7 protein-coding genes are annotated in these 12,196 nt (G+C 48.7%); 6 read left to right on the top strand and 1 reads right to left on the bottom strand.

Annotated features, from left to right (window positions below; translation table 11 throughout):
* Positions 1–29 precede the first annotated feature (29 nt).
* From infB to KDM87_RS14610, 5 genes are all read left to right on the top strand, one after another.
* Entirely contained in the window at positions 30–2,879 is a 2,850-nt protein-coding gene (gene infB, locus KDM87_RS14630) for a translation initiation factor IF-2 (RefSeq protein WP_212679764.1), read from the top strand.
* A 57-nt stretch (positions 2,880–2,936) separates the two neighbouring features.
* Entirely contained in the window at positions 2,937–3,326 is a 390-nt protein-coding gene (rbfA, locus tag KDM87_RS14625) for a 30S ribosome-binding factor RbfA (protein WP_212679763.1), read from the top strand.
* A 35-nt stretch (positions 3,327–3,361) separates the two neighbouring features.
* Positions 3,362–4,294, top strand: a complete 933-nt coding sequence (truB, locus tag KDM87_RS14620; protein ID WP_212679762.1) for a tRNA pseudouridine(55) synthase TruB — start codon at positions 3,362–3,364, stop codon at positions 4,292–4,294.
* Positions 4,295–4,482: 188 nt separating this feature from the next.
* Positions 4,483–6,318, top strand: coding sequence for a translational GTPase TypA (typA, locus tag KDM87_RS14615; protein ID WP_186885707.1), 1,836 nt, complete (start codon positions 4,483–4,485; stop codon positions 6,316–6,318).
* A gap of 248 nt (positions 6,319–6,566) precedes the next feature.
* A complete protein-coding gene (locus tag KDM87_RS14610; protein WP_212679761.1) occupies positions 6,567–8,366 on the top strand; it encodes a DUF4153 domain-containing protein in 1,800 nt (599 codons plus the stop codon).
* Between the two features lie 294 nt (positions 8,367–8,660).
* On the opposite strand, the gene KDM87_RS14605 is transcribed toward KDM87_RS14610, so the two are convergent.
* Positions 8,661–10,754: an acyltransferase family protein gene (locus KDM87_RS14605; protein WP_212679760.1), complete on the bottom strand. Its 2,094-nt coding sequence runs from the start codon at positions 10,752–10,754 to the stop codon at positions 8,661–8,663.
* 488 nt (positions 10,755–11,242) lie between these two features.
* On the opposite strand from KDM87_RS14605, the gene KDM87_RS14600 reads away from it, so the two are divergent.
* Positions 11,243–12,127, top strand: coding sequence for a DMT family transporter (locus KDM87_RS14600; RefSeq protein WP_212679759.1), 885 nt, complete (start codon positions 11,243–11,245; stop codon positions 12,125–12,127).
* Positions 12,128–12,196: the final 69 nt, after the last annotated feature.

The raw sequence follows: 12,196 nt of genomic DNA, 5'->3' as shown, positions 1-12,196 counted from the left end.
ATAACGCGCACATAGAAAAAGAGGACTGAATGGCGAGTAACAACGTTGCCCAATTTGCCACCGAGCTGAAAATGTCAGCGGATTTGTTGCTCACGCAATTGCGTGGGGCAGGCGTCGAAAAAAATTCGACGTCAGATTCATTGACAAAAGAAGATAAAGACCGATTGCTGGAACATTTGCGTCGTTCGCATGGATCTTCGGTTGACATTGAAAAGAAAAAAATCACTGTGACTCGTAAAGAGACAACGGAGATTAAGCAGGCGGATGCTACAGGCAAATCTCGCACCATTCAGGTTGAAGTTCGTAAGAAGCGTACGTTCGTCAAACGCGATGAAGTGGTCGCGGATGACGCTGCGGCGCGGACTGTCGCAGCAGAGCCTGAAGAACCGGCGGTCAGCGAGGAAGATGCGCGCCGCGAGGCTGAGTTGATTGCACGGCAGGAAGCTGATCTGCGTGAAAAACAGGAGCGACTTGCTAAGCTGGAAGCCGAAAAAGAAGCGCAGGCAAAAGCAATGCGTGAAGCGGCTGAAGCTGAAGCGGCAAAAGCGGCAGCAGATCAATTGAAGGCAGAGCAAGCAGCGGCCGCCGCTGCAGCAGTAAAAACTGTGGAAGTGAAGCCTTCCCAGTCAGATGAAGAGAAAAAACGTTTGGACGCAGAAGAAGCAAAGAAAAAAACTGCCTTAGAAGCAAAAGAGGCAGCTGATCGCGCAGCAGCAACAGAAAAAGCAAGAAAAGCAGTGGCTGACGAAGTTGCACAGATCAAAGAAATGATGAATGCAGCGCGTCGACCTGTGAAGGCTGCGCCACCTGCGCCTGCGGTTGCACCTAAGGCCGAAGGTACTTTGCATAAGCCTGCTGATAAGAAAGTCGGCGATAAAAAGCCAGTTGCGGCAAGTGCAGACAAGAAAGATGAGAAAAAACCAGCTGTTGGTGATAAGAAAGCGATTAAATCCGCGAATGTATCCTCAACCTGGCAGGAAGATTCTAAAAAACGTAGTGGCGGTCTGAAAACTCGCGGTGATACTTCCGGTGGTCGCGATGGATGGAAAGGCGGTCCTAAAGGACGTCGCAACAGTCATCATGAAGAGCGAGAATCGAACTTCCAGGTGCCAGTCGAAGCGATTGTGAAAGATGTGTTTGTCCCTGAAACGCTGACAGTGGCAGAGTTGGCGCACAAGATGTCCGTGAAGGCATCTGAAGTCATCAAGCATTTGATGAAATTGGGTCAGATGTGCACGATTAACCAGGTGCTCGATCAGGAAACAGCAATGATTCTGGTTGAGGAAATGGGGCATAAAGCATTCGCCGCGAAACTCGATGATCCTGAAGCTTTGTTGACGGACGTTGCAGAACACGCTGAGTACGAATCCTTCCCGCGCGCGCCGGTTGTAACTGTGATGGGTCACGTCGATCACGGTAAAACATCGTTGCTGGATTATATTCGTCGCGCCAAAGTGGCATCTGGCGAAGCCGGTGGTATTACGCAGCACATTGGTGCCTACCACGTTGAAACACCGCGTGGCATGATCACTTTCCTCGATACGCCGGGCCATGAAGCATTTACTGCAATGCGTGCGCGTGGCGCGCAAGCGACCGATATCGTAATTCTGGTGGTGGCAGCCGATGATGGCGTGATGCCGCAAACCAAAGAAGCGATTGCACATGCAAAAGCGGCTGGTGTGCCACTGGTTGTCGCTATCAATAAAATTGATAAACCAGGTGGCAATGCAGATCGCGTGACTCAGGAATTGATCGCTGAAAGCGTCGTCCCAGAAGAATATGGTGGCGATTCACCATTCGTTCAGGTGTCTGCAAAAACAGGTCTGGGCATAGACTCGCTGCTGGAAAACGTTTTGCTGCAAGCAGAAGTGCTGGAATTGAAAGCACCGAAAGAAGCGCCTGCCAAAGGTCTGGTTGTTGAAGCCCGTCTGGATAAAGGTCGCGGTACCGTTGCTACGATTCTGGTGCAGTCCGGTACTCTGAAGCGTGGCGATGTTGTGCTGGCAGGTTCGTCTTATGGCCGCGTTCGTGCGATGCTGGACGAGAATGGTGTAAATATCACTGAGGCTGGCCCATCGATTCCCGTGGAAATTCAGGGTCTGACAGAAGTGCCGGCGGCTGGTGAAGAAGTCATGGTGATGGTTGATGAGCGCAAAGCACGTGAAATTGCTTTGTTCCGTCAGGGTAAATTCCGTGATGTTAAATTGGCGAAACAGCAGGCAGCTAAACTCGAAAACATGTTTGAAAACATGGGTGAGGGCGAAGTTAAAAATCTGCCTATCATCGTCAAAACCGACGTACAAGGTTCTCAGGAAGCTCTGGTCCAGTCTTTGCAGAAATTGTCTACCAGCGAAGTGCGTGTGCAGGTTGTTCACGCGGCAGTTGGCGGCATCTCTGAAAATGACGTCAATCTGGCGGTTGCCTCTAAGGCCGTTATTATTGGCTTTAATACCCGTGCTGATGCGTCAGCACGTAAGCTGGCCGAGTCGAATGGCGTGGATATTCGCTACTACAACATCATTTACGATGCGGTTGATGAAGTGAAAGCGGCCTTGTCAGGCATGCTGGCTCCGGAAAAACGTGAGCAGATCATCGGTATGGTTGAAGTTAAACAGGTATTCCTGGTCAGTAAAGTCGGCGCGATTGCAGGCTGTCTGGTGACTGATGGCGTGGTCAAGCGTACATCGTCAGTTCGTCTGTTGCGCAATAATGTCGTGACCTGGACTGGTGAGCTGGATTCTCTGAAACGCTATAAAGATGATGCTAAAGAAGTTCGCGCTGGTATGGAGTGTGGTTTGTCGCTGAAAGGCTATAACGACATTCAGGTTGGCGATAACCTAGAAATATTTGAAGTACAGGAAATTGCACGTACTCTGTAATTCAAGCCAACCCCGGCCCAGGCCGGGGTTCTGGTTTATAGAGGCAAAAAATAATTTATGGCAAAACATAGTAAAAATATACCGGGACGTGGTTTGCGCGTTGCTGATCAGATTCAGAAAGATCTGGCTGAAATCATCTGGTCTGAGTTGAAAGATCCGCGCGTTGGCATGATCACGCTGACGGAGGTGCAGCTCACGCCCGATTACGCACACGCAAAAATTTTCTTCACGACGTTGGCAGATGATCCGGTCGCGATTAAAGCGACCAATGATGCGCTGACACGTGCCGCTGGTTTTCTGCGAGCCCAATTGGGTTTGCGTTTGCATATCCATACTCTGCCGCAATTGCACTTCATCCATGACACATCAACGATACGTGGTATGGCCATGTCTAAGCTGATTGATGAAGCAAATGCCACCCGTGCTAAAGACGACGGCGAAAACTGATCTCTGACCGGAGTTTGCTCCGGTTTTCCAGGCTTATGACAACTCAGATTAAAAAACGTCCCCGTGTTCTTGTGCACGGCGTCTTACTATTGGATAAGCCGGTTGGCTTTTCCAGTAATGATGCTTTGATCAAGGCAAAGCGCTTTCTGAATGCGATGAAGGCTGGTCACACCGGTACGCTGGATCCATTTGCCACCGGCTTGTTGCCTTTGTGTTTTGGCGAGGCAACCAAATTTTCTCAGGATCTGCTGGAAGCCGATAAAACATATACAACCGTTGTCCATCTTGGTGTCACTACCACGACCGGCGATACCGAAGGTGATGTGCTTGAGACCAAAAGTGTCGCTGTCACTGAAGAGCAGATACGCCAGGTGTTGACGCAATTCACGGGCGCGATTGCGCAAGTTCCTCCGATGTATTCGGCACTGAAGCGTGATGGCAAGCCTTTATACGAGTATGCGCGGGCGGGCGTCACGCTGGAGCGTGAAGCGCGCAATGTGGTAATCCATGAGTTGGAATTTCTTGCCTACGATGCGCCGTTGCTGAGCCTGAAGGTGAAGTGCAGCAAAGGGACGTATGTCCGCGTACTGGGTGAAGATATTGGTGCTGTGCTCGGATGCGGTGCGCATTTGAAAGAATTGCGCCGTATTCAGGTCGGCCATCTGGTATTGGAAAAATCCATTACGCTGGACTATCTGGAGTCTCTGCCTGAAGAGCAGCGTTTGGCTTTACTTGATCCTGTCGATGCCTTGCTGTCGAGTTTTCCTTCTGTGCATTTGAATGAGGAATTGGCCCGACGTTTTCTGCATGGACAAAGATTGGCCTTGGGCAAAGAAACTGTCAGCTTGCCACCGGTGACCGGCAGAGTCCGAGTGTATCGGGATATTGACGGGCAATTGCTGGGCTCAGCTCAGTTACAGGAATTCGGCATTCTTGCACCGGAGCGCCTGATTAATACGCAGGAATAATATTGATCCGCACAAGAGAATGATCTGATGATGTTGTGCGGCAGGCGTGAAGGAAGCCTGAAGTGCTCATCATCATTTCCGTTGTCATCGCTTTGTAGCAACTCCTTGAAATAATAGGCGTTTTATGCTTTTGCGTTGCAGCATGTTATAATCGTCGGTTATCCGATTTACCCCAAATGAACGTTACCATGTCCACTACAAAACGCGCTATTCGTAACATCGCCATTATCGCCCACGTCGATCACGGCAAAACCACACTGGTTGACCAATTATTGCGTCAATCCGGTACTTTCCGCGAAAACCAACAGGTCGATTCCCGCGTGATGGATTCGAATGATATCGAAAAAGAACGCGGTATCACGATTCTGTCCAAAAACTGCGCAGTGGAATACAAAGGCACGCACATCAACATCGTTGATACCCCGGGCCATGCTGACTTTGGTGGTGAAGTGGAACGTGTATTGTCCATGGTAGACAGCGTATTGTTGCTGGTGGACGCGCAAGAAGGTCCGATGCCACAAACACGTTTTGTGACACGTAAAGCACTCGCGCTGGGTCTGAAACCTATCGTTGTTGTGAACAAGATCGACCGTGAAAACGCGGATCCACAAAAAGCAGTGAACGCGACTTTCGAACTGTTTGATAAGCTCGGCGCAACTGATGAACAACTGGATTTCCCGATTGTTTACGCATCCGGTTTCAAAGGTTATGCCGGTCTGGAAGACACAGTGCGTGACGGTAACATGGAGCCATTGTTTGATGCGATCCTGAAACACGTTCCTGCGCGTGAAGATGATCCGAATGGCCCGTTACAATTGCAAATCACATCTCTCGAATATTCTTCTTACGTTGGTAAGATCGGCGTTGGCCGTATCCTGCGCGGTAAAGTGAAAGCGTTGCAAGACGTCGTTTGGATGAATGGTCCTGACGATAAGCCAACGAAGGCACGTATCAATCAAGTACTGACTTTCAAAGGTCTGGATCGCGTACAAGTAGACGAAGCACTGGCTGGCGATATCGTGCTGATCAATGGTATCGAAGAAATCGGTATTGGTTCGACTATCTGCGCGCCAGATGCGCCAGAAGGCTTGCCTATGCTGAAGATTGATGAGCCGACGTTGACGATGAACTTCATGGTCAACAGCTCGCCGCTGGCTGGGCGCGAAGGTAAATTCGTGACAACGCGTCAGATCCGCGATCGTCTGGAAAAGGAATTGAAATCCAACATGGCGTTGCGCGTTGTGCAGGCTGAAGGTGATGATTCCACGTACGAAGTTTCTGGTCGTGGTGAGTTGCATCTGACGATTCTGATCGAAAACATGCGTCGTGAAGGTTTCGAGCTGGCCGTATCTCGTCCACGCGTCGTATTCAAAATGGTGGATGGCGTACGTCATGAGCCATACGAAAATCTGACCGTTGACGTTGAAGAAACGAATCAGGGTGGCGTGATGGAAGAATTGGGTCGTCGTCGCGGCGATCTGCAAAACATGGAACCGGACGGCAAAGGTCGTGTGCGTCTGGAATATCGTATTCCAGCACGTGGCCTGATTGGCTTCCAGGGCGAATTCATGACATTGACACGTGGTACAGGTTTGATGAGTCACGTGTTTGATGACTACGCACCAGTTGATAACACTAAAGGCGAATTGGCTGGCCGTCGCAATGGTGTATTGATTTCTCAGGATGACGGTGCTGCGGTTGCTTATGCGATCTGGAAACTGCAAGATCGCGGCCGTATGTTTGTCAGCCATAACGATCCAGTGTACGAAGGCATGATCATCGGTATCCATTCCCGTGACAATGACCTCGTTGTGAACCCGATCAAAGGTAAGCAACTGACCAACGTTCGTTCCTCCGGTACGGATGAAGCGGTGCGTCTGGTACCGCCAATTCAAATGTCTCTGGAATATGCGGTTGAGTTTATTGAGGATGACGAACTGGTAGAAGTGACACCGAAGAGTATCCGTTTGCGCAAGCGTTTCCTGAAAGAACACGAGCGTAAAAAAGCTTCCCGCGAAGCGTAATCCCGACAGGAGTTACCCGGAAAATAAAAAACCGCAGCTTAGTCTGCGGTTTTTTATTGCCTGAAAAACTCATGAAGATGAGACGCAGCTAAGATGAGTTGAATTTCGATATGGTATGATCAATTTACTAATTTTGTGGTGCAATGGTGTGGCGGATTTTGTCTGTCGCGATGTGTTCGGTCTACGTAACTCATCTGCAGGAATTGCTGGGCACTGCAACGTATTTTGAAAAAAGGAAAAGAGATCGAATGAATCAAGAACAGTCTTTTGTCGATCGTTCGACGGGGTGGGCGCGAATAGGAGTTGCTTGTGCTCAGGCACTGCTGTTGTTTTTACTGTATCGTGCGGCAACCGATAAAGTGTGGCCCGCGACAGCGCCGCAATGGTTTTTTCCTTTGTTCTTGTGTGGACTTAGCCTGCCTGTGATAACGATTTCCTCGCTAGGACAAATGCGTGTCTCCGCCATGTTGCGCTGGCTGACGATACTGGCACTGATCCTTGTTTTATTGACCCAGCATGACTGGTCGCGGCGGAATGGATTAAATAATGGCTGGAGTTTGCCGCAAGGGGATGACAGGGTTGAGTTTCCTTCGCCATTGCTCTTTTTCTTTAGTGGGGCATGTTTATATGTGGCGCAGTCGCTGCGATTAGCGTACACGCAACACCGGCAATGGCTGGGGAGCTATCCGGTGTATTTTGACTTATCGTGGAAGTTACTGGTGCAACTGGTTTTTTCTCTGATTTTCATCGGCGCCATGTTTGCCTTGTTGTTTCTGGGGGCTGCGTTGTTTTCTATGCTGAAACTGGATTTCCTGCAGCACTTACTGAGGACAGACTGGTTTTATATTCCGCTTGCAGTGCTGTCGTTTGGTTGTGCTTTACATCTGACCGACATGCGTCCGGCGATCGTCCGTGGTATCCGTAATTTGTTATTGGTGCTGTTGTCCTGGCTGCTGCCGGTCGCAACTCTGGTGCTGGCGGGATTTTTGGTAACGCTGGCATTCAGTGGTGCTGAGCTGTTATGGCAAACCAGACATGCAACTTATTTGTTGCTGAGTTCCTGTGTGGTGTTGGTCGTGTTAATTAACACTGCGTTTCAGGATGGAACAGTTTTGCAAGGCAGTGCAAGAATTTTGCGTTGGAGTGCACGTTTAGCCTGTCTGTTATTGCCTGTGCTCGCGGTGCTGGCCTTGCGTGCATTGCAACTACGCATCACCCAATATGGCTGGAGCACTGATCGCCTGATTGCCTTCGTATGCGCTGTAATCGCGTTCGCTTACGGCCTTGCTTATCTGCGTGCGGCACTGGCCGCGGATGGTTTGCTGGCGAAGATGGCGGTAGCCAATATTGCGATGGCATATCTGCAGCTGATGCTGGTACTCGCAATGTTTTCACCCCTTCTTGATCCGGCGCGCGTCTCGATAGAGGATCAACTGAGTCGTTTGCAGCAAGGGAAAGTGAGCGCTGAAAATTTTGATTACTTTTATTTACGTTTTGACGGCGGTCGTTACGGGCGTGAAGCGTTGAAGCGCTTGGCGCAGGAAAAATCCCTGCCACAGGCGGCGCTGATACGCGAAAAGGCCGCTCAGGCTTTGTCATTGACACATCAGGTTCCCGGAAATCAAGAGGTGAAGGAGATGCCACCTTTTGAAATCTGGCCTCAGGGAGGTCGATTGCCGGAAAGTTTTCTGCAGCAGCCGGGGCAAAAAGCGCCAAACTGGCTGACTGCGAATGACGCCGAATGCCTGATTGCAAAAACTCATGCTTGCGATGTGCTGGTGCAGGATATGAATCATGATGGCAAGCCGGAAGTACTGGTTCTGGATCGTAACAACTACTTTGGTGGAGCAATGTACGTGGACGTCGGTGCTGGTGTCTGGCAGCGGCAGGGGCATGTCGATATACAGGTTGACGATTGCAGCAAAATGAAAGACGCCTTGCGGACGGGGCAGGCGAAAGTGGTAACTGGCTGGGATATGCTGGAAGTCGCGGGGTCTCGTCTGACGGTAATGCCAGACGTGGTGAAGCGGCAGCGTTGTCCGCCGTAAGTCGTTCATCGATTAGAAAAAAGCGGCACACCGTTTGGTGTTACCGCTTTTTTTTGTGATCTACCCTTTCTCGCTTGGACTAAGAGCCACTTTCGACACATTACTCAAGTTTCATCTTTCGGAAGGGTGTCAATGTATCTGAGTACTCTTCCTATGACTTGTTTGATTGCTGATTGAGCTATGCACAGACTCAACAGTCTCTGCTCTTGAACAGGGTGCCATCCAAGCCTGCATACGCGTTATTTCATTTAGCCGGTCTTTGCTCAACACAATATTTTGAATTGGCAAGTTGCTTCAGAATGAGCGTTCAACTTTCACAATAACGATCATATCTGGCTTCCTGTCTGCCTTGGCGATGTTTGCAGGCAAATCTTTCAGCTTTTCTCCCCAGTGGCCAACATAATAAATTTCCTTGAAAGTCGCGTTAAAGTATTGCTTTAAGGAGCCTGTAAATGAATCGCCGACAACCCAAATATATTTGTTTGAGAGTGGTTTCTGGTTATGCACAATTTCGGCTATACCGAATGCGGATTCGGGTTCATTTGGGATTTTGTAGCTACTTAACTGTGGCTTATTTTTCCAGATGACATCCCAATTATCTTCTTTGTGGAGTGGAAAATCTTTTAATTTAGAAAGACTGAGCAAGTCTCCAGCGTAAGTTGAACTGTATTGAAAATCAACATCAGGTACAGGTAAATTGAGCAATTTTGAAAAGCCAGAATACGCCAGGAATGCACCTTTATTATTCCAGTGTGAATCCGTCATCCGGTAAATAAGTCCTTCAGATTTTTTTGCGTTTAGTAAATCATTTGTCGGATCATAAATCGTTAGATTTGGTATGGTTTTTAGCTCATCCAAAAAGGAGCTTATATATTTCTTTTTGGATGGGACGATTTTATCTGGCAAGTATTCTGGATAAATACTGGATTTATCTGGTCCGACAAGTAAAACTGTTTTTATATTGTATTGAGCACTCACCTTGGCAATGCTTGAAAAACTCTCTTTTGTTGCGGCAATATCGCTTTTTTTGGGAGTGATGGTTAGCATAAGTTTCTCCACCAACTTACCGTGAACGTTACCTAAAAATAACCAGTCGCCCTTACCTCTGAACCATCCCAAAGAAGCGCCGGAAGGGAGTTCAAAACCTTTTCTTTTGATGGTTAATTTTTCGTATTCATTCAATTTTGTGAGATCGGCTTGACTGACAAAGACAGCAGAAACTCCTATGGTAATCATGAGGCTGCAAAGGATAGCGAGTGTTACCTTATTTCTATACTTCCCAAACCTGAAGGGTTTTTCAATTACTTTTACCGTTAACCATGCGAGCAGGATGGAGACCGGGATAGCTATCATTATCGCGTCAATGCTTGGCGAGCCACTTTTTACGATTCTGATAAAAGACAGGATTGGCCAGTGCCACAAGTAGAGAGGGAAACTGATCAAGCCAAACCAGATCGCCACTTTATTCGACAATATAATACGGTTACCCCACGCCTGAGCTCCTGCAAAAATGATCAGCATTGCACCTGTTACAGGAATTAATGCCCAATTTCCCGGAAAGGGCATTTCACTGTTGATATACGTAAAACCGTACGCCAAAAACATGAAGCCAGCGAAAGAAAGTAGATTGGATAAGGTTTTGCCGTCACTCTGACGTTTGCTGTTATAGAAAATAAAGGTGAAAAACTTGTCAAGTCTCTGTGTGAGCTTGGCGAAAGTTTCGTTTTTATGCACGGAAAGCCAGGCCAGTAAACTTCCGGATAGTAGCTCCCAAAAGCGTGTATGCGGCGAGTAGAAGGTTGTTGTGGGATACTGCTTAATTCCCTTAACATTGAGGAAAAAAGAAATGCTGGCGAAGAGAGCGATGATGATAAAAATATTGAATTTTCGCTTCCAGGAAAACCAAAGCAGTAGTGGCCAAAAGATATAAAACTGCTCTTCTATGCCCAGGCTCCATAAGTGCAACAATGGTTTTGTATCTGCTGAATTGTCAAAATAACCCGCCTCACTTAATAACAGCAAATTCGACATAAAACCGGTACCTGCAGCAATATGTTTGCTTAGCTGGATTAACTCATCGCCCAGAAGCGCAAACCAGCCAAACACAAAGCAAGCTACCAAAACGCATATCAGGGCAGGGAAAATGCGTTTAATACGTCTGGCATAAAACTCCTTAAAACTAAAAGTGCCTTTTTCCAGGTTCTCAAGAATGATCGTCGTGATGAGATAGCCTGAAATTACAAAAAAGATATCTACACCTATAAAACCACCTTTCACCCATTCCGGGAATGCGTGAAAAGCGACGACGGCTATAACAGCAATGGCGCGTAATCCGTCAATGTCGGGGCGATACTTGGGGTGGGAGAGAGGTTGGTGTGGAGAGGTCATTAATACTCGATTGCAGATTTTCCATTCGCTTCATGGTAACTACAGCGAAGCGATCATACGGATGATAAAAAATGTCAGATTATACGTGCAACTTGATAATATTATCTACTTAATAATGTTTTTTTTATTTCAACTCGCTGCTATCGTTTATATCAAGTTCGCTGACTAAAACTACGTTGTTGCGCCCAGCCATTTGTGAATTGGCCGTAAAAATTTTGCTGAAATGATGGTGCCAAGCCGCGGTACGAAGTGGGGTTGCTTGTGTAAATAACTATTTCCTCTTCTCGTCGTTCCATTTGATACATTCAATAGTTCTTTCTTGGTTCTGCGGGTTTTCCTCATTGTCATCTCTACTTCATTCCGGTTAGAGTGGAAAGTTTACGATGATACGGGCCCCTCCATATGCTGTTTGCTGGCTCGGTATTGTTTGCTCGACAGAGTCTAAGGTGGGGATCTGCTACAAATGAGAATGAAGATATGGGGATGAAATGAGTCAGGGGTGGTCTAGGCGTAAGCAAGCCATATTGCTGATGATAGCCGCTGCCACCTTGTGGAGTACCGCAGGGGTTGCGAGTCGCCATCTGCAAAGCGCGGCGGGATTTGAGGTGGTGTTCTGGCGCAGCCTGTTTGCGGGGATTTTTGTGGCGGGGTTGATGCTGCACCAGTATGGTCGTGGCTTTGTCAGTCGTTTAAAACTGATGGGTAGTACCGGCGCGGTGTCTGGCCTGATGTGGGCGATTATGTACAGTTGTTTCATGACTGCGTTGACGCTGACCACGGTGGCGAATACCTCGGTGATGGAAAGTCTGGCGCCTTTATTCACGGCGCTGCTGTCATGGCTGGTGCTGAAAGAACGCATACCGGCTGCCACCTGGATCGCGATCGCGCTAGCGGGTTGCGGCATGGGCTGGATGTTTGCCGGGAATTTGTCCGTGACTGACAGTCGTGGTGTACTGGGGATGCTGGTGGCACTGGGGATTCCGCTGGCGTCTTCGGTGAATATGATTTTGCTCAAACGCCGGGCGCATACGGTGGACCTGATTCCGGCCGTATTTCTGGGTGGGACGTTTTCTGCGCTGGCGATGCTGCCGCTCGCGATGCCATTTCAGGCTTCGGTACAAGATGTGCTGATTCTCGGCGCACTGGGTTTCTTCCAGCTTGGTTTGCCATGTTCGCTGATGGTGAAGGCGTCTGCGCACCTGAAAGCGCATGAAGTGGCACTGTTGGCTTTGCTGGAAGTCTTGCTGGCGCCGTTGTGGGCATGGCTGGGGGCAGGTGAGGTGCCTGCGACGGCCACTCTGACCGGCGGTGCGCTGGTGCTGCTTGCTTTAGTCGGGAATGAAATCCGTACATGGCAACAGAAACAGGTCTAATCGCAGTAAAATAGCGGGTTATTTACTCCAATTTTCCGCTGGCGCCGGTTGCGCTGCGGTTTCGTTACG

The sequence above is a fragment of the Cognatundibacterium rivi genome, from assembly GCF_018139565.1.
GTDB lineage: Bacteria > Pseudomonadota > Gammaproteobacteria > Burkholderiales > Burkholderiaceae_D > Undibacterium > Undibacterium rivi.
This window is presented reverse-complemented; position numbering and strand designations above follow the sequence as displayed.

Coding starts and splice junctions, on each gene's coding strand:
- infB (WP_212679764.1), top strand. CDS start 30: ATGGCGAGTAACAACGTTGCCCAATTTGCCACCGAGCTGAAAATGTCA.
- rbfA (WP_212679763.1), top strand. CDS start 2,937: ATGGCAAAACATAGTAAAAATATACCGGGACGTGGTTTGCGCGTTGCT.
- truB (WP_212679762.1), top strand. CDS start 3,362: ATGACAACTCAGATTAAAAAACGTCCCCGTGTTCTTGTGCACGGCGTC.
- typA (WP_186885707.1), top strand. CDS start 4,483: ATGTCCACTACAAAACGCGCTATTCGTAACATCGCCATTATCGCCCAC.
- KDM87_RS14610 (WP_212679761.1), top strand. CDS start 6,567: ATGAATCAAGAACAGTCTTTTGTCGATCGTTCGACGGGGTGGGCGCGA.
- KDM87_RS14605 (WP_212679760.1), bottom strand. CDS start 10,754: ATGACCTCTCCACACCAACCTCTCTCCCACCCCAAGTATCGCCCCGAC.
- KDM87_RS14600 (WP_212679759.1), top strand. CDS start 11,243: ATGAGTCAGGGGTGGTCTAGGCGTAAGCAAGCCATATTGCTGATGATA.